This window comes from Methyloterricola oryzae, assembly GCF_000934725.1.
In the GTDB taxonomy this organism is placed as follows: Bacteria; Pseudomonadota; Gammaproteobacteria; order Methylococcales; family Methylococcaceae; genus Methyloterricola; species Methyloterricola oryzae.
Genome location: NZ_JYNS01000003.1, coordinates 134,942 through 152,930 on the forward strand (window position 1 = coordinate 134,942; position 17,989 = coordinate 152,930).

Sequence of the window (17,989 nt, forward strand, 5' to 3'; positions counted from 1 at the left end):
CTCTGGCGCTGCGCGCCCCCCAGCGACTTCCCGAAAAAAAAAAGCGTCCGTGCAATAAGCCCGGACGCTTTTGGCATGGGGCAACCGCCCCCGGAGAAAACTTCGATCTAGACTTGGCCGCGTCGGCGTCCGATGATTCCCATGGCAGCAATCGCACTGCCGAACAGCCATAGAGCCGGCGGCACGGGAACCGGTGCCACAACAGTGCCGAGCAAGTTCAGGGTCAAGGTCTGCCCGCTCCGCTGGCTGGAACTGGCGCCGGTGCCCAGGGTGTCGCGGAAATGCAGAATATAGGTCGCAGCAAAGCTTCCGACTGAGGAAGTATCGAGGAACGCCGCATAGGACAGGAAATCACCAGCGCCAAGATTAGAGAATCCTGTCGGCAGATTTGTCGTTAGTGTCGAGGTTCCGCCTGTGCCGGAAATGCCCATGAAATCGAGCCCGGTGCGATCACCACTCAGATTGAAAAGGCTGAAATCGAATGGAGACACGGAACTGCCTTTCGTCACATTACCGAAATCCAAAGTCAGTTCATTGCTCGCGCTTGATCCAGAATTGAATGACGCGAGCGAGTGGAGAAGATAGGTATACGTGAATCCGGCGGTGCCCGACCAAGACAGCGTCGAGGTAGCATTGGAACTTATCAGATTGCTCCCCGTCAGTTGAGCTGACAAGGCGGACGGTGACCAGGTCAGCCGCACCGCGTTGGAGCTACCACTTCCGACGCTGAGGCTTCCGCTTCCAACAAAGTTATTCAGCTTTGAGCTAGCAATTGTTTGATTCGAATTGCTTGCGAAGGTATCCGACGCGGACAGCGATTTCGCAGTGCTCGATGCGCTCGTGCTGGCACTCGCGGACAAGGCGTCTAAGCCATTTGCATTGAATGTCGTACTGGTGATTCCAGTATCGATTGAGCTGTTACTGCCGGTTCTTACCTGAGCCGCACTGGAACTAGTACCTGAAATGCTGGCGTTTCCGGTGCTGCTGCTTCTCTTCACGGAGCCGTCAACGCTTAAAGTCTGGTCCGAGGTCAGGTCGAAACTGACACCCGTGAGCACACCCATGGAGGAATCGAACCGGGCAAGGGCGTTACCTACCGTCAAACTGCCCGCCGAGATAGACGATGCAGAAACCGCTCCGCCGGTTGAAGTCGTATCTTTCACCGGATTTGGGTTGGTTGTCGTACTGTACGAAAAGTTGGTGCTTGTCGAAATCGTGGCGGCCTGGACGGAAAAACCCGCTATAAACATGGCCGGAAAACCCATTAAAGCGATGGATTGAGCGATTTTCTTATTCATGACGGCAAGTCCTGTGGTAATGGCTTGTAGATTAAGTTCACCAATACTTAAGCAATCATGATGCCAATATTTATTACCATTAAATATCAAATACTTATTACGCCAAGCGGCCCCTTCTGTATAGTTTTCTAAAAATCTTTCACGTACCGGAGAACACACTCTATCTCGACAGCCTTATACTCAACCTCCGGTTTCCGGGCGAACGTCTATCTCTGTGCACTTTATACAAACAGAAAGGCGCCCGAGTATTTAACTCAGACGCCTGTAAAACCTGGGCCATCCATTGCCCCATTACGAATAAGATATCAGGCTCCGTTGCGTCGCCACCCAACGATGCCCATCCCCGCCAAAGCACTGCCGAACAGCCATAGAGCCGGCGGCACGGGGACCGGCGCCACAACCGTGCCGAGCAAGTTCAGGGTCAGGGTCTGCCCGCTCTGCTGGCTGGAACTGGCGCCGGTGCCCAGGGTGTCGCGGAAGATCAGGGTGTAACTGGCGGCAAAGCTCCCGGCATTCGATGTGTCGAACAGCGCCAGGAAGCTCAGGAAATCCCCGGCGAGCAGGTCGCTGAACGCGCTCAGATCGGTCGTCAGCACCTCAGTGTCGCCACTGCTGGCGCTAATCCCGATGAAATCAAGCCCTGTGGCCTCATTTTCCAGGTTGTAAATGTCAAACCCCAGTGGGGCGGCGGCACCGCCCTGCTGGACCGTGCCGAAATCCAGCGTCAGCTCGTCATTGAGATAGCCGCTGTCATTGAAGGAGGCATAGGCATGATCCACGAAGGTATAGGTGGCAGTCAGGTTACCTTCCCAGGCCAGAGTAGTGGAGGCGCTGGCAGTCGCCCCGGAACCTGCCGAATCGACGTTGGCGCGGACGGCAGTGGGGTTCCACTGAAATCCGAGATCGGCGGCAGCCACATGGCCCAGGCCCACTTAGGCCTCAAGCACGCCCGGGTTCGTGATCGACTGAATGGAGATTTCGTCATCATTGGTGCTGCGAGATCGCGCAATCCGCGGTGCACGTGATGTTGCTGTTGGCCACATTGCCAAAATCGCCCAGGGTGATCGTTCCGCCCCAGGCCGCAGAGGTTCCTCCGATTGGATTGAACACGGCGGTATCGGTGCCGATATTGCCGCGGCCGGCAAAGTTCACCTGGGTTGAAGTGACACTCGTCGCCTGACCTTCCAGGGTCAGAGTCAGATTGGACTCCATATAGAGGGTGGCACCCACCAGAACGCCGTAATAGGGGTCGAACTGCTCCAAGGCGGGGTGCGTGTAGGTAACCGACGGCGCGTTGAGGACTTTCGCCGTGGTACTCAGGTTCGTATCGACCGCCGAGGCCGTAACGAAGCTGAAATCGGCAACGTTGGATTCAATATTGTTAGCCTAAGCGGTACTCAGGACTAGGCCACATACTGGCAGTGCCAGTTTGGCCAGTGACTTCGCGAATCGTGTGTGCATGGATGGCTGCCTTGATTGGGTTCGATTGAATCGTCGACCCTGTAAGGTAATCAGGCCGCCATCCTAATTTTCATATCGATTTCAATTATTTATATAGCTTTTCCTGGGGCATGAAAAAAATCATGACAAGCGCCAGCGGTGATCTTCAGGCGCACTCCAGCCGATCCACGCGCTGGAAACCCCGCGGCAGATGATTGCCCCGGCGCCCGCGGGTACCCCGGTAATGCTCCAGGTCACTGCCCTGGAGGGTGACGCTGCGTTTGCCCGCATGAACACGCAACGCGGTTCCCGGCGGTAGCGCCGTCATGGCGACGATGTAATCCTCGCGCTTGGCCAGTTCTCCCGGCTTGATGTCGATGAGCTTGTTGCCCTTGCCCTTGTTCAACACCGGCACTTCATTGGCGGGTAGCACCAGCAAGCGCCCCTGCAGAGTGACCACCGCCAGCCCGTCGCTCTCCGGCTGCCCGATGCGTAGCGGCACCAGGACCTGCGAGTGATCAGGCAGGCTCAGCAAGGCCTTGCCCGCCCGGTTCTTGCTGGCCAGTTCGCCCAACTGAATGACGAATCCGTAGCCCGCATCGGAAGCGAGCAGATACCAATCCTCCTCCGCGCCGGCCAGCACCGAGCGGAACACGGCGCCCGCGGGCGGGTTCAGCCGTCCGGTCAAGGGTTCGCCCTGGCTGCGCGCCGATGGCAGTTCATGGGCAGGCAGCGAATAGCTGCGCCCGGTGGAATCGAGGAAATAGGCAAGCTGGTTGCTGCGTCCCTGAGCCGAGGCCAGGAAGGCATCACCGGTGCGAAAGCCCAGGCCCGAAGCGTCGATGTCATGACCCTTGGCGGCGCGCACCCAGCCCTTCTCGGACAGGATCACCGTGACCGGCTCGTTGGGAATTAGGGCTGTCTCGTCGATGGCCTGGGCGCCCTGCCGCACCACGATGGGCGAGCGTCGCGCGTCGCCGTGTTTCTCTGCGTCCTGGGTCAGTTCCTGCTTGATCAGCTCGTTGAGCTTTTCCCGCGAGCCCAGGATGGTCTGCAGGCGTTCCCGCTCCTGCTCCAACTCGTCCTGCTCGCCGCGTATCTTGAATTCCTCCAGCTTGGCCAGGTGCCGCAGCTTCAACTCCAGCACCGCCTCCGCTTGCAGGTCGCTGAGGCCGAAGCGCGCCATCAGCACCGGCTTGGGCTCGTCCTCGCTACGGATGATCGCGATCACCTCGTCGATGTTGAGGAAGGCGATCAGCAGGCCTTCCAGGATGTGCAGGCGCGCCAGCACCTTCTCCAGCCGGTGGCGCAGCCTGCGGGTGACGGTATCGGCGCGGTAACTCAGCCACTCCGCCAGTATTTCTTTCAGGCTCTTGACCTGGGGCTTGCCGTTGAGCCCAATCATGTTGAGATTGACCCGGTAGCTGCGCTCCAGGTCGGTGGTGGCGAACAGATGCGACATCAACTGGTTGACGTCGAAGCGCCGCCCGCGGGGCATGATCACCAGCCGCGTGGGACTCTCGTGATCCGATTCATCGCGCAGGTCTTCCACCATGGGCAGTTTCTTGGCCTGCATCTGCGCCGCGATCTGCTCCATGATCTTGGCCCCGGACACCTGATACGGCAGCGCGGTGATGACGATATTGCCCTCTTCCTGCTCATAGCGCGCCCGCGCCCGGATGGAGCCGTTGCCAGTCTGGTACATGCGCAGGATCTCGGCGCGCGGCGTGATGATCTCCGCCTCGGTAGGAAAGTCCGGCCCGCGCACCAGCTCACACAACTCGTCCAGGCTGGAATCCGGGGCATCCAGCAGACGGATGCAGGCACTCACTACCTCGCGCAGGTTGTGGGGCGGGATGTCCGTGGCCATACCCACCGCGATGCCGGTGGTGCCGTTCAGCAACAGATTGGGCAGGCGCGCTGGCAACAGGGCCGGCTCGTCCAAAGTACCGTCGAAATTGGGCACCCATTCCACGGTGCCCTGCTCCAGTTCCGACAGCAGGGTCTGGGCGTAGGGCGTCAGGCGCGCCTCGGTGTAGCGCATGGCGGCAAAGGATTTGGGATCGTCCGGCGAACCCCAGTTGCCCTGCCCATCGATGAGCGGGTAGCGGTAGGAGAAGGGCTGGGCCATCAGCACCATGGCCTCGTAGCAGGCCGAATCGCCATGGGGGTGGTATTTGCCCAGAACGTCGCCCACGGTGCGGGCGGACTTCTTGTGCTTGGACTGGGCGGATAGGCCCAGCTCCGACATGGCGTAAACGATGCGCCGCTGTACCGGCTTGAGGCCGTCGGCGATATTGGGCAGCGCCCGGTCGAGAATGACGTACATGGAGTAATCCAGGTAGGCCTTCTCGGTGAAATCCTTGAGGGGAATGCGTTCGTGGGTGATGGAGTTGCTCATGCCTTGAGACTGTGAAGCGCGAAGGAAATGCCGGGCTCAGGCCCGTTCAGCGGGGAATCTTGGCTGATCACGCGTGTTCTGGCAACACGCGGCGTCTCTTGAGATCAGTGCGATGTCGCCGTCCGCGTCACGTCGAGCGCGGGAGGGCGGCTGGCGCGCCACACCGAAGGTTTTCGGGCGGCGCGCCGCAGAGCATGAGGCAGGCAGTTCAGCGCTGATAGACCCGAAAGTCCGCGCGGCAGCCGCGGTCCACCCACACGCCCCGGTTGTCGGTACCCCAGGAACTGCCTTTGTCACAGCGCACATCGGACAACTGCCGCTCCACCACAGCCCGGCCGACTGCCATCCCGGCATCGCAGCGGCGGCGGCGATTCTTCTCGCTTTCGCAGCGAATCACCTTGTTCCCACCGCCGCCGTAGTTGCCGCCGCCGCCAAAGCCGTTGCCCGGATAGACGCGGAATCGCGCCCGGCAACCCTGGTTAACCCAGATGGCATTGCGGTCGTAGCCCCAAGTACGGCCCTGAACGCAGCGCGTATCCGAGAACTGCTTATCCAGTTCGGCGCGGCCGATAGCCATGCCGGCGCCGCACGAGTTGTTACGGCCTTTGTCACTTTCGCAGGTGACAGTACGCACCTGCCCACCGTAATTCGGCTGATTGTAGTTGTAGCCGCCTCCATTGCCCCAGCCACCGCCATAACCGCCGCCCCCATAGCCTCCACCGCCGTAGCCGCCGCACGCGCTAAATCCAAGAGCCAGGAGAACAATGAGTCCCATCGCAAACAGGCGGATAATCATCGGTTTTCTTCCTCTGTTAATCGAAGCAATCTATAAAGAGGCGGTCGAACAGCACGGTTCCGCTCAGTGCACGTGCATCATGCTGGCGTGTGGATCTTCCACCAGAAAGCGGGCCAGCGACTCACCGTCAGCTCCCTGCCAGGTGACAATTCCCACCTGCGTCGGGGTAAACTCGATCACCTGTTCGCCTGGCTGTAGCACCTGGTCCAGGCCCCATTCGGGAATGGCCAGCCGCTTGACCACCGGCTCGGGACTCGTGACCTCGATCACCCAGCGCACCGGCACGCCGGCCTGCAGGTGGAACTCGTCCGGTTCCACGGCGCGGCCGCCGACCTGCGCGCTGATTTCAAGAGGGGGCATGGTGTGGTTGCGGTGCGGAGCTTCAGGAATGGGCAGTTCCGGCAGTTGGATGTCGGCCAGCAACGCCTTTTTTTGCCAATAATTCCACTCCAGGCTCACCGCCCGCATGGCGCCAAAGCGCAGCGAGTCGAAATCCAGTCCGGTGTCACTCATCTTGAGGCCCCGATTGAGCATCACCGCCCCCAGCACGACGACAATGACCGCCGAGGCCCTGATCAGCTTGGGGGCCAGCTGACGGGAGGCCAGGCTCGCGAAAATGCCGAAGCCCATCATCATCGGCAGGGTGCCCAGCCCGAAGAAGAACAGCATGGCCGCGCCCTGCGCCATGCTGCCGCTGCCGGCGGCCATGATGTACATGGCCTGCAGCGGCCCGCACAGCACCATTAGTCCATTGAGCAGCCCGATAACAAAGGGATGACCGTGTTTGCGGGATTGGGTACCGATGAAGCGCAGCAAGAACTTGGGCGTCTTGATGCGGAAGTTCTGCAAAGCCGGCCAAATGTTGAGCATGCCGATGCCAAACAGCACCAGGAACAGCCCGGCGATGATGCCAATGGCGCCGCGCACAGCCGGCGTGAAGGCCATTATGGAGCCCAGCCCACCGAACAGGGCGCCAATCAGGGTGTAGGAGAGGGTCTTGCCCGCGCCGTACCACAGGTGCACTCCGTAACCCGGACGGCCGCCACTGGCCGATTTCATGGTGTAGCTCAGCACCATGGCGCCGCACATGCCCACGCAGTGAAAGCCGGTGAACAGACCGACGATGAACAACAGGCCGAAACTCATGTCGCGGCTGAGGGTGGGCAGGCCCTTGACGTGTTGCAGCAAGCCGTCCAGATAGATGACCAGCAACACACCGGCCAAGCCTAGTATCAACCGGAGCGTGCGGCCGCTGGCGATGGATTGCAGGATAGGAAGCCGGGGCCTTTCGGCGGCGGTGAGGTCTTCGGCGGAATTCATTACGGTCGAGTGTCAGCGAATGTCAGCGGTTAAGAAATGGGGTGGCATACCTGACCCGGAAGCACGCGCTGTCTCATGCCTGCTTTAAGTTCTCCAGGGCGAACTCCCAGTTGAGCAGTTTGTCGAGGAGGGCGCTCACATAATCGGCGCGCCGGTTCTGGTAGTCCAGATAGTAGGCATGCTCCCAGACGTCGATGGTCAGCAGCGGCGTGACGCCGACGGGGCGTTCCGCATTGGACGTCTTGACCACCTTGAGGGTAGCCCCCTCCTGCACCAGCCAGGCCCAGCCGCTGCCGAACTGGGTCGCTGCGGCTTCGGCCAGCGCCTTTCTGCAGGCTTCGACACTGCCGAACGACGCCTCGATCCTCTGTTTGAGGCTTGCCGGCGGTTCGCCGCCGCCTTTTGGCTTGAGACTCTTCCAATAGAAGCTGTGATTCCAGACCTGTGCGGCATTATTGAAGATGACGGATTTATCCGCTTTGCCGCTGACCGCGTCGATGATCTTTTCCAGCGGCAGGTCGGCCAGGTCGGTTCCGGCAATGAGCTTGTTCAGATTATCCACATAGCCTTTATGGTGCTTGCCATAGTGAAAGCTGAGTGTCTGAGCGGAAATCACCGGTTCCAACGCATTTTCCGCATAGGGCAAGGACGGTAGCTGCACAGGGGCGGCGGCTGCGCCCGCCGTTCGCGGCAGCCCGGCAAGCAGGCCCGAAGCGGCGACGCCGCCGGCCATCACCAGGAAATGCCGGCGGCTGATGCCGTGACTGTCGGCCTTGTCTTCTAAGCTCATGGATCCTCCTCAGCACTCTTCAATGCTCGCGTCAGAAACGCCGCGCCCGTTACGCGGATTTACCGAGAGCTATATTACCTTCCGCACCCCGCCGGCGAAACCGCTTTCGCTCCTCGCCTGCTGACGGCCCGCCGGGAGTCGGGTAAGCTTTGAACCGCGAGCACAATTCGGGAAAAACCATGAACGAGACCAGTATCGACCAGACCCTGACTCTGGAGCCCCCCAAGCCCGTCCCTCCGGTGGACAGCGCGCAGGCTTCCACCCTGGTCAAGCTGGATGAGTCGATCCTTGCCAAGCTGGACGGCAAGGTCGCGGATTTCCTGCGCGAGGTCATGACCGCGGATGTCAACGAACCGCAGTTTCGGGCGCGTCTCAACGGCGTGCACGCCATGGGCAATCGGGAGATACAGGCAGCAGCGGCAGTTTCCAACGGCCTTCTGGAACGGCCGGTGCGCGCCATGCACAGCGGTGTGTTCGACGAAGGCTCGGCCATTTCCAAATCCTTGTTGCAGTTGCGCGAGACGGTGGAGCGGCTGGATCCCTCGCGCCAGGGCGATCTGCTGGCGCCGAAGAAGTGGCTGGGCTTCATCCCCGGCGGCAACAAGGCAAAACAGTACTTCGAAAGCTATCAGTCCGCGCAGGCGCATCTCAACGCCATCCTGCAGTCCCTCTACAACGGCCAGGACGAACTGCGCAAGGACAATGCCGCCCTGGAGCAGGAGAAGGTGCAGGCCTGGGAGATCATGGGCAAGCTGCAGCAATACATCTATCTGGGCCAGAAGCTGGACGAGGCCATCGAGCGCCACCTGCCGGAACTGGAAGCGCAGGACGCCGAAAAAGCGCGAGTGGTGCGCGAAGAAATGCAGTTCTACACCCGCCAGAAAGTGCAGGATCTGCTGACCCAACTGGCCGTCACCATCCAGGGCTACCTGGCCATGGACGTGATCCGCAAGAACAACCTGGAACTGATCAAGGGTGTCGACCGGGCCACCTCCACCACGGTTTCGGCCCTGCGTACGGCCGTGATCGTCGCCCAGGCGCTCACCAATCAGAAGCTGGTACTGGAGCAAATCGCCGCCCTCAACACCACAACATCCAACCTGATCGGCGCCACCTCCCAGCTCCTGCTGAAGCAGGCCGCTCAAACCCACGAGCAGGCCGTCAGCGCCACGGTGTCCGTGGACCAGCTGAAGCTGGCCTTCCAGAATATCTTCCAGACCATGGACGCCATCGCCGGGTACAAGACCCAAGCCCTGACCAGCATGCAACAGACCATCCAGGTCTTGAGCGCGGAGGTGGAAAAAGGTCGGTCCCTGCTAGACCGGGTCCGTTCCGCGCAGCAGGATGAGGTCATCGCCTCCCTGCCAATCGAGACCGCGGACGACATCCACCTCTAGATCGCGAGCCCAGCGGCCAGACTTAACGGCGCACGCCGAAAAACATGCAACGCCTGACCACGCGCGCCAAGTCCAAGGGCCCCGCCAGCCTGCAGCGGAATCTGCAGCGTCGCCGGCTGGGCGGCGTATGCGCGGGCATTGCCGACTATCTCGGCATCAGGCCCCTGCCCGTGCGGTTCCTGTTTCTCCTGTCCGTGTTCATCTCATTCAGCCTGACTCTCTGGGTCTACCTGGCCCTCTGGCTACTGCTCCCCTCCCGCCCGCATGTGCCGATTCCGGAAGTGCCACGGACCCTGCGGCGACGCTTGAAAGCCATGGAAAAGCAGGTGCGGAAGTGCCATCGCCGCCTCGAACCGCGCCTGGCCGACCTGGCCCAGGAAACCTTTGACGCCATCAAGCTCTTGGCCCCGGCACTGGCCGTGGGTTCCAGCAACGCGGCGGAAAACCTGCGCAACACTTGCCTCGAGGAATTTCCAGCGCTCCTTGACAGCCTGTTGCGTCTACCCGTCGGCGCCGCCGCGTTAGACCCGGTTCTCGATCGCCTGGCGGACTTGCATCAGACCCTGCAGGAGGCTGCCACCGCCATGCTGCAGCAAGACATCGGCGCCGCCTGGCAACAGGCTGACGGCATCTCGCCCCTGTGGGCCCGTTGGAAAGCGCGCCTGGACGAACTCAAGAGCCGGCTTAACCACCGGGTCAGCGGGGAGATATTGGATCTGCTGCAGAACATCGAGGAGAAGTTGGCGTTTCTCGCCAACCGCAGCGAGGGTCAGACCAAGGCCTTCGACCTCGACCCGTTTCACGTGAGCAAGATCGCCGAGGAATACCTGCCGGATGCCGTCGAGCAATATCTGAAACTGCCCCCCGGCATGGCCCGCACCCAGGCCCTGCCCGGCGGCAAGACCGCCGAACAGGCCCTGCAAGAACAGTTGAACCTGCTCGACAAAGCCCTGTTGGATCTCAGCCGCAGCCTTTACGAACGCAATGCCGGCGCCCTGATGATCCACGGGCATTTCCTGCGCGAGAAGTTTGCCGACCAGTCCTTCCGGATTCCCGAATAGCCTCGGCCCGTCAGGCCTGGACTAGGACTGAGCGCGCCCGCTCCCCCTGAAATCCTGCTGCCGCCAGGCCTCATAGAGCACTACCGCGACGGTGTTGGACAAGTTGAGGCTGCGGCTTTGCTCAACCATGGGCAGGTAAAGCCGCTGTCCGGGAGGCAGGCTATCCAACACGTTCGCAGGCAGACCGCGGGTCTCCGGACCGAACAGGAAAGCATCACCGGCAACGAAGGCCGCGTCCCCGTAACACCGGACACCGCGCGTACTCAAGGCGTAGAGCGCGTTGGGCCGGGCCGTCTCCAGGCATTCCGCAAGACTTTCATGCACCTGCATGCTAGCCCATTCACGGTAGTCCAGCCCGGCGCGCCGCAGGCGCTTGTCATCCAGTTCAAAGCCCAGGGGCTTCACCAGGTGCAGCCGAGCCCCCATGTTGGCGCACAACCGGATGACATTGCCGGTGTTGGGTGGAATCTCCGGCTGGTACAAAATGACGTGGAACACCGCGTCGTCGCGCCGGAACCCGCTTCCCCTTACTTGACCGACAGCGACGGGACCGGCTGCAGCTTCCAGATGTCGCGGTTGTACTCGCCGATGGTACGGTCGGTGGAGAATTTGCCGCTGGTGGCGCAGTTGAGAATACTCATGCGCGACCAGGCCTCCTGGTCCTTGTAGGCCGCGGCCGCCGCCCGCTGCGCCTGCACGTAGCCGTCGAAATCGGCGGCGGTCATCCAGGGATCGTGCGGGCTGCGGATGGACTGCGCGATGGAATCGAAGATGCCCGGCTCAAACTGGTTGAAGTGGCCGCTCTCGAGCAGGTGCATCACGCGCCGGAAGTCCTCGCTGCGATTGATGAAGGATTCCGGATCGTAGTGCGGGCGCATGGATTCCACCTCTTCCGCCGTCAGACCGAACAGGAAGAAGTTGTCCGCGCCCACTTCCTGGCGGATCTCGATATTGGCGCCGTCCAGGGTGCCAATGGTGAGGGCGCCATTCATCATGAACTTCATGTTGCCGGTGCCCGAAGCCTCTTTGCCGGCGGTGGAAATCTGCTCGGAGAGATCCGCCCCGGCACAGATGACCTCCATGGCGGACACCCGGTAGTTGGGCATGAAGGTCACTTTCAGCAGACCGTCGGTGGCCGGATCATGGTTCACCACGTTGGCAACGTTGTTGATCAGCTTGATGATGCGCTTGGCCATGACGTAACCGGGCGCCGCCTTGCCGCCGAACAGCACGCAGCGTGGCGTCCAGTCGGCCTTGTCGCCGCGCTTTATGCGGTCGTACAGGTGGATGACATGCAGCACGTTCAGCAACTGTCGCTTGTACTCATGCATGCGTTTGACCTGCACGTCGAACATGGCGTCCGGGTCCACCTCCACGCCCAGTTCGGCCTTCTTGTGCTCAAGCAAACGCTCTTTGTTGGCACGCTTGATCTCGCGCCAGCGCTTGCGGAATGCCGGATCGTCGGCATAGGGCGCGAGCTTGTTCAACTGAGACAGATCGGTGACCCAGCCTTCCCCGATGGTCTCGGTGATCAGGGCCGCCAGCTTGGGATTGCACCAGGCCAGCCAGCGCCTGGGGGTAATGCCGTTGGTCTTGTTGTTGAACTTGTGCGGCCACATTTCGTAGAAGTCGCGGAACAAGCCCTGCATGAGCAGGTTCGAGTGCAGTTCCGCCACGCCATTGACGGAAAAGCTGCCGACGATGGCCAGGTAGGCCATGCGTACCTGCTGTTCCCAGCCCTCCTCGATCAGGGACATGCGCGCAAGCCGGTCGATGTCGCCGGGCCAGCGGGCCGACACCTCGCTGAGGAAGCGGGCATTGATCTCGAAGATGATCTCCAGGAGCCTGGGCAAGAGCTGGCGGAACAGGCGAACCGGCCAGCGTTCCAGAGCCTCGGGCAACAGGGTGTGGTTGGTGTAGGCCATGGTGCGGCTGGTGATGCTCCAGGCCTGATCCCAGTTCAACTCGTGCTCGTCGATGAGCAAACGCATCAACTCGGCCACGGCGATACTGGGATGGGTGTCATTGAGCTGGAAGCAGTTCTTCTCGGCAAACTGGGAGAAGTCCTCGCCGTGATTGGCCACCCACTTGCGGATCACGTCCTGCAGGCTGGCGGAGGCCAGGAAATACTGCTGGCGCAGCCTGAGTTCCTTGCCGTTCTCGCTGGCGTCATTGGGATACAGCACCATGGAGATGTGCTCGGCCACATTCTTGGCGGCCACCGACTCCGCGTAATCGCCGGCATTGAACTCGTCCAGATCGAACTCGTCGGTGGCGGCCGCCTTCCACAGACGCAGGGTGTTGACGGTGCCATTCTGGTAGCCCGGGACCGGTATGTCGTAAGGAACCGCCAGCACGTCATGGGTCTCCACCCAGCGCAGGTTCTTGCGCCGATCGTGCTCCTCGTAGGTTTCCACCCGCCCGCCGAACCGCACGCGCACCGTGAGCTCCGGGCGCTCCAGCTCCCACACATGACCGTTGCGCAGCCAGTGATCGGGCTCCTCCACCTGATAGCCGTCCTCGATGTTCTGCCGGAACATGCCGTACTCGTAGCGCAGGCCATAGCCCATCACAGGCAGTTGCAAGGTGGCGCAACTGTCGATGAAACAGGCGGCGAGACGGCCCAGGCCACCATTGCCCAGTCCCGCGTCGGGCTCGCTCTCCACCAACTCCTCAAGCTCCAGGCCTATGCTGTGCAGCGCCTTGTGCAAGGGATTGTCGAGGCCCAGATTGAGCATGGCATTGCCCAGGGCGCGCCCCATGAGGAACTCCATGGACAGGTAATAGGCGTGCTTGCAGTCCGCCTCCTCATAGGCATAGTGGGTGTTCTTCCAGCGCTCCATGAGGCGGTCGCGCACCGCGAGGGCCAGGGCCGTATAGCTGTAATGAGCGGACTTGCAGTGTTTGTCGCGGCCCAGAGTGCAGTTGAAGTGGTGACGTATGTCGCGGGCCAGGTCCTCGGCCTCCATTCCCAGGGGCGGGAGATCCGTCAACCAGGGACTGGGTTTTCCTTTCAGCAGGGGTCTCATTGGCATGGCAAGTCTTCTTGAGTCAGTGAGTGAGTTCGGCGCGCGACGCGGCGGCGCTCTAGTGCAGCCGTCTGGCCCGTGTCCGGGAAAAAGCCGCAAGTCGCGTCAATCTTTGAATTATCTCACCAATTCCGCCCGACTTCGACCCAAAGCCAGGCTGCCGGGCCGTCAATGCCGAATCAGACGTCCAGGCTCAATTCACTGATCTTGCGCGTCAGGGTGTTGCGGCCATAGCCCAGAAGCTTGGCCGCCTCCTGACGCCGGCCCCGCGTGAACTGCAGGGCCGTGGTAATGAGTATGCTCTCGGCGGTGTCAATGGCGTCCTTCGCCACATTCTTTTCGCCCCGCTTCAGACGCCCGTCCACCCACTGTTTGAAGAAGTCCTCCCAGCCGCCGGCCGCGATCACCGGGAGGTTCTCCTGCCGGGCCTGCAGCAGCTCGGGTGGCAGATCGTCCAGATGCACCATTTGTCCGGAGGCCATGACCGTGATCCAGCGGCAGGTGTTCTCCATCTGCCGCACGTTGCCCGGCCAGTCGAGCTGGCACAGGAAAGACTCCACCTCCGGCAGCAGGGTCTTGGTTTCCACATTCAGCTCGGTGCTGGCTTCCTTCAGGAAATGGCGCAGCAGCAGCGGAATGTCCTGGCGGCGCTCCCGTAGTGGCGGGATGTGCACGCGGATGACGTTCAGGCGGTGGAACAAATCCTCGCGGAAGCGGCCTTCCGCCACCAGGTTTTCCAGATTCTGATGGGTAGCGGCGATGATTCTGACGTCGACCTTGCTGGGCATGTGCGCACCCACCGGAAAGAACTCGCCATCGGCCAGCACACGCAGCAATCGCGTCTGCAGTTCGGCGGGCATGTCACCGATCTCGTCCAGGAAAAGGGTGCCGCCGTCGGCCTGCTCGAAGCGTCCGGCGCGGCGTGCCTGGGCGCCGGTGAAGGCGCCGCGCTCGTGGCCGAACAGTTCCGACTCCAGCAGGTCCCTGGGGATCGCCGCCATGTTGAGGGCGATGAATGGCTTGTTTGCCCTGGGGCTATGCCGATGCAGGGCCCTTGCCACCAGTTCCTTGCCGGTCCCCGATTCACCGTTGATGAGCACCGTGATGTGGGAGCGGGCCAGGCGCGCGATGGCCCGGAAAACTTCCTGCATGGCGGGCGCTTCGCCGATGATCTCGGGCGTCTTGGTTGGCGTCAGGCTGGCCACTTCGGCCTGCTCCTGACGCTGCCGCCGGCCCTGGTTGCAGGCGCGCTGCACCAGGTCCACCGCCTCATCCACATCGAACGGCTTGGGCAGGTACTCGAAGGCGCCGCCGTGAAAGGCTGACACCGCGCTCTCCAGATCCGAGTGTGCGGTCATGATGATGACCGGCAGGTTGGGGTGGGTCCCGCGGATCTGATCGAGCAGTTCCAGGCCGTCGATGCCCGGCATGCGGATGTCGGTGAGGATCGCGTCCGGCTTCGCCTGCTCCAGGGCATCCAGCATGACGTTGGCATTGGGGAAGCAGCGAGCCTGGATATCAGCCTTCTGCAGAGCCTTTTCCAGAACCCAGCGGATCGAGCGGTCGTCGTCCACTACCCATACTTGGGCGGCATCACTCATGTTCCTTCTCCAGAGGCAAAAAAATGGAAAAAACCGTATTTCCAGGCACGCTTGCACACTCCACCAAGCCGCCATGCTGGCTGATCAGCGACTGGGCGATGGAAAGCCCGAGCCCGGTACCCTCCGCCCGTCCGGTGACCATTGGATAAAAGATCTGATTCATCAGTTCCGGCTTGATGCCGGGGCCATCGTCAATCACGTCGATTTTCGCCACCAAGGGGTGCCGGCGGTTGCCCAAGGTCACCTGGCGGTGGATACGGGTGCGAATGGTGATGTCGCCCCGTGACCCGACGGCCTGGGCGGCATTGCGGACAATGTTGAGGATCGCCTGGATCAATTGGTCGCTGTCCCCGTAAACCGCCGGCATGCTCGGATCGTAGTCGCGGATCAGGCTCACCCCCGCGGGCGCTTCTACCTGCACCAGTTGCCGCACGCGCTCCAGCACCCGGTGGATGTTCAGGCGGCTCTTCTGGGGCGGCTTGTTCGGCGCCAGCATGCGGTCCACCAGGGATTGCAGACGGTCCGACTCCTCGATGATGATCTTGGTGTATTCGCGCTGTTCCTGGTCGGCCAGTTCCCGGTCCAGCAACTGCGCCGCCCCGCGCAACCCCCCGAGCGGGTTCTTGATTTCGTGCGCCAGCCCGCGCAGCAGCATTTTCGCGGCGTTCTGCTGGGCCAGCAGTTGCTCCTCCATGGAGATGCGTAAATGCCGGTCGACCTGCTGCACCTGCACCAGCAAAGCGGGCGAGACGTCGTCCAGGACGGGCGTCATGGTCACATTCACCGTGGCCGGATGCAGCGGCAGGGCCAGCAGAATGTTGCGCCGCGTCAGCGACACGCCCGACTCCAGCGCTCGTGTCATATCCGCTTCCAGCCCCTGATCGCTGAACAGGAACACCTGGTCCGCCTTCGCGCCCAGAACCTGGCGCGCACTGACCGCTAGCAGCACCTCGCCTGGCATGTTGATGTAAACCAAAGACAGGGCCGGATCGAACAACAGCACCGCATCGGAGAGGTTGTCGAGAATACGGCGGTAAAAGGCGACGGGCGCAAAATTGGGCATGGCATAGGTCATTCAATAGTCATGCCAAGGACTTGGATCATGGCATGATGGCAAATCCGAGGCTGGACAGGGGCGCAACCCGGCGTGGCTAGGCTTTTATTGCACTTGCTCTTGTTGGACGACTGCGCGTCCCTGACTCAGGATGGTGCTAAGGCCTTCAAGCCACACCCTCTGAGCACAATTCATAGCACCATAATAGTGCAGTGCGATGCCAACTAACGGGACACAGGGAGAAAAAAAGCGGAGGAAAGCGACTGGCAGAAACAGAAAGCGCCCCACTCGGGGGCGCTCTCATAGATTGCAGGCAGGATCGAGGGCTACAGCGGCCCGCGAAAACTCCTTACAAGCTGTAGTACATGTCGAACTCGACCGGATGGGTGCTCATGCGCAACCGGGTCACTTCCTGGCTCTTCAGTTCGATGTAGGCATCGATCACGTCGTCGGTGAACACGCCGCCCGCAGTCAGGAAGGCGCGATCCGCGTCCAAGGCTTCCAGAGCCTGGTCGAAGGAGTAGCACACCTGCGGGATGGCTTTCTCTTCTTCCGGCGGCAGGTCGTATAGATCCTTGTCCATGGCGTCGCCCGGATGGATCTTGTTGATGATGCCGTCCAGACCCGCCATCAGCATGGCGGAGAACGCCAGGTAGGGGTTGGCGGTGGAATCGGGGAAACGTACTTCGATGCGGCGCGCCTTCGGGTTCATCACGTAGGGGATACGGATGGACGCGGAGCGGTTGCGAGCCGAGTAGGCCAGCATAACCGGCGCCTCGAAGCCCGGTACCAGACGCTTGTAGCTGTTGGTGGAGGCATTGCAGAAGGCATTCAAGGCCTTGGCGTGCTTGATGATGCCGCCGATGTAGTACAGGGCCGTTTCCGACAGGCCGCCGTACAGATCGCCGGTGAACAGGTTCACGCCGCCCTTGGCGATGGACTGATGCACGTGCATGCCGTTGCCGTTGTCACCCACCAGCGGCTTGGGCATGAAGGTCAGGGTCTTGCCGTAGGCGTGAGCCACGTTCTGCAGCACGTACTTGAGAACCAGCACTTCGTCGGCCTTCTTCACCAGGGTGCCGAACTTGACGCCGATTTCGCACTGACCCGCCGTCGCCACTTCGTGGTGATGAACTTCGACGGCCTGCCCCATTTCCTCCAGGGTGTTGCACATGGCGGAACGCAGGTCCTGCAGGGAATCCACCGGCGGAACCGGGAAATAACCGCCTTTCACGCCCGGACGATGGCCGATGTTGCCATCCTCGTAAACCTTCTCGGAGTTCCAGCCGGCTTCTTCGGAATCGATCTTGAAGAAAGACCCCTGCATGCTGGTACCCCAGCGCACGTCGTCGAACACGAAGAATTCATTCTCCGGCCCGAAGAAAGCGGTATCGCCGATACCGGTGGACTTCAGATAGGCTTCGGCGCGCTTGGCGATGGAGCGCGGGTCGCGCTCGTAACCCTGCATGGTGGCCGGCTCGACGATGTCGCAGCGCAGGATGAGGGTGGCGTCGTCGAAAAAGGGATCCATAACGGCGGTGGACGCATCCGGCATCAGGATCATGTCGGATTCGTTGATGCCCTTCCACCCGGCGATGGACGAGCCATCGAACATCTTGCCGTCTTCGAACAGATCCTCTTCGATGGTGCTAGCAGGAACGCTGACGTGCTGCTCTTTGCCTTTCGTATCGCAGAAACGAAAGTCCACATATTTGACTTCCTTTTCCTTGATCATCTGAAGTACGTCTTTGGGCGTCATGCGCTTCTCCTCTGGTGAGTGTTATGTATGAATGCCAGTCTGA

Annotated in this window: 14 protein-coding genes; 2 read left to right on the forward strand and 12 right to left on the reverse strand. The window is 61.3% G+C overall.

The window, feature by feature from the left end:
- Window positions 1–107: 107 nt before the first annotated feature.
- The 7 genes from EK23_RS23240 to EK23_RS06725 all read right to left on the reverse strand — a co-directional run bounded on the left by EK23_RS23240 (window position 108) and on the right by EK23_RS06725 (window position 8,045).
- On the reverse strand, window positions 108–1,298 hold the full coding sequence (locus EK23_RS23240; RefSeq protein WP_145998582.1) for a hypothetical protein: 1,191 nt from the start codon (window positions 1,296–1,298) through the stop codon (window positions 108–110).
- 305 nt (window positions 1,299–1,603) lie between these two features.
- On the reverse strand, window positions 1,604–2,230 hold the full coding sequence (locus EK23_RS23885; RefSeq protein WP_045224554.1) for a hypothetical protein: 627 nt from the start codon (window positions 2,228–2,230) through the stop codon (window positions 1,604–1,606).
- A gap of 52 nt (window positions 2,231–2,282) precedes the next feature.
- Entirely contained in the window at window positions 2,283–2,561 is a 279-nt protein-coding gene (locus EK23_RS06705; protein ID WP_045224555.1) for a hypothetical protein, read from the reverse strand.
- 343 nt (window positions 2,562–2,904) lie between these two features.
- Complete coding sequence (parC, locus tag EK23_RS06710) at window positions 2,905–5,139, reverse strand: DNA topoisomerase IV subunit A (protein WP_045224556.1); 2,235 nt, start codon at window positions 5,137–5,139, stop codon at window positions 2,905–2,907.
- A gap of 208 nt (window positions 5,140–5,347) precedes the next feature.
- Window positions 5,348–5,935 (reverse strand): DUF3011 domain-containing protein, encoded by a 588-nt coding sequence (locus tag EK23_RS06715; protein ID WP_052807997.1) that lies wholly within the window; start codon window positions 5,933–5,935, stop codon window positions 5,348–5,350.
- Window positions 5,936–5,998: 63 nt separating this feature from the next.
- Window positions 5,999–7,255, reverse strand: a complete 1,257-nt coding sequence (locus EK23_RS06720; RefSeq protein WP_052807998.1) for an urease accessory protein UreH domain-containing protein — start codon at window positions 7,253–7,255, stop codon at window positions 5,999–6,001.
- A 73-nt stretch (window positions 7,256–7,328) separates the two neighbouring features.
- Complete coding sequence (locus tag EK23_RS06725; RefSeq protein WP_045224557.1) at window positions 7,329–8,045, reverse strand: superoxide dismutase; 717 nt, start codon at window positions 8,043–8,045, stop codon at window positions 7,329–7,331.
- Window positions 8,046–8,224: 179 nt separating this feature from the next.
- Between EK23_RS06725 and EK23_RS06730 the strand changes: the two genes are divergently transcribed.
- Together EK23_RS06730 and EK23_RS21590 are read left to right on the forward strand one after the other, a co-directional pair.
- Window positions 8,225–9,442 carry a toxic anion resistance protein gene (locus tag EK23_RS06730; protein WP_045224558.1) on the forward strand — a complete coding sequence of 406 codons (1,218 nt, stop codon included), beginning with the start codon at window positions 8,225–8,227 and terminating at the stop codon, window positions 9,440–9,442.
- A gap of 44 nt (window positions 9,443–9,486) precedes the next feature.
- On the forward strand, window positions 9,487–10,503 hold the full coding sequence (locus EK23_RS21590; protein WP_052807999.1) for a PspC domain-containing protein: 1,017 nt from the start codon (window positions 9,487–9,489) through the stop codon (window positions 10,501–10,503).
- A gap of 21 nt (window positions 10,504–10,524) precedes the next feature.
- Here the strand turns inward: EK23_RS21590 and trmL are convergent, their stop codons facing one another.
- From trmL to glnA, 5 genes are all read right to left on the reverse strand, one after another.
- Entirely contained in the window at window positions 10,525–11,001 is a 477-nt protein-coding gene (trmL, locus tag EK23_RS06740; protein WP_045224559.1) for a tRNA (uridine(34)/cytosine(34)/5-carboxymethylaminomethyluridine(34)-2'-O)-methyltransferase TrmL, read from the reverse strand.
- A 29-nt stretch (window positions 11,002–11,030) separates the two neighbouring features.
- The gene (locus tag EK23_RS06745; protein ID WP_045224560.1) at window positions 11,031–13,538 is read right to left on the reverse strand and encodes a glycogen/starch/alpha-glucan phosphorylase; all 2,508 of its coding nucleotides are present in this window, start codon (window positions 13,536–13,538) and stop codon (window positions 11,031–11,033) included.
- A 173-nt stretch (window positions 13,539–13,711) separates the two neighbouring features.
- Window positions 13,712–15,133, reverse strand: a complete 1,422-nt coding sequence (gene ntrC / locus EK23_RS06750; protein ID WP_045224561.1) for a nitrogen regulation protein NR(I) — start codon at window positions 15,131–15,133, stop codon at window positions 13,712–13,714.
- The gene (gene glnL / locus EK23_RS06755) at window positions 15,126–16,208 is read right to left on the reverse strand and encodes a nitrogen regulation protein NR(II) (protein ID WP_235281941.1); all 1,083 of its coding nucleotides are present in this window, start codon (window positions 16,206–16,208) and stop codon (window positions 15,126–15,128) included. Before glnL ends, ntrC begins: the two co-directional genes overlap by 8 nt.
- A 328-nt stretch (window positions 16,209–16,536) precedes the next feature.
- Window positions 16,537–17,946: a glutamate--ammonia ligase gene (glnA, locus tag EK23_RS06760; RefSeq protein WP_045224562.1), complete on the reverse strand. Its 1,410-nt coding sequence runs from the start codon at window positions 17,944–17,946 to the stop codon at window positions 16,537–16,539.
- Between the last annotated feature and the right edge of the window lie 43 nt (window positions 17,947–17,989).

Bases quoted from the DNA above. Each gene is read 5' to 3' on its own strand.
- EK23_RS23240 (WP_145998582.1), bottom strand. From the start codon at position 1,298: ATGAATAAGAAAATCGCTCAATCCATCGCTTTAATGGGTTTTCCGGCC.
- parC (WP_045224556.1), bottom strand. From the start codon at position 5,139: ATGAGCAACTCCATCACCCACGAACGCATTCCCCTCAAGGATTTCACC.
- EK23_RS06715 (WP_052807997.1), bottom strand. From the start codon at position 5,935: ATGATTATCCGCCTGTTTGCGATGGGACTCATTGTTCTCCTGGCTCTT.
- EK23_RS06720 (WP_052807998.1), bottom strand. From the start codon at position 7,255: ATGAATTCCGCCGAAGACCTCACCGCCGCCGAAAGGCCCCGGCTTCCT.
- EK23_RS06725 (WP_045224557.1), bottom strand. From the start codon at position 8,045: ATGAGCTTAGAAGACAAGGCCGACAGTCACGGCATCAGCCGCCGGCAT.
- EK23_RS06730 (WP_045224558.1), top strand. From the start codon at position 8,225: ATGAACGAGACCAGTATCGACCAGACCCTGACTCTGGAGCCCCCCAAG.
- EK23_RS21590 (WP_052807999.1), top strand. From the start codon at position 9,487: ATGCAACGCCTGACCACGCGCGCCAAGTCCAAGGGCCCCGCCAGCCTG.
- EK23_RS06745 (WP_045224560.1), bottom strand. From the start codon at position 13,538: ATGCCAATGAGACCCCTGCTGAAAGGAAAACCCAGTCCCTGGTTGACG.
- ntrC (WP_045224561.1), bottom strand. From the start codon at position 15,133: ATGAGTGATGCCGCCCAAGTATGGGTAGTGGACGACGACCGCTCGATC.
- glnL (WP_235281941.1), bottom strand. From the start codon at position 16,208: ATGACCTATGCCATGCCCAATTTTGCGCCCGTCGCCTTTTACCGCCGT.
- glnA (WP_045224562.1), bottom strand. From the start codon at position 17,946: ATGACGCCCAAAGACGTACTTCAGATGATCAAGGAAAAGGAAGTCAAA.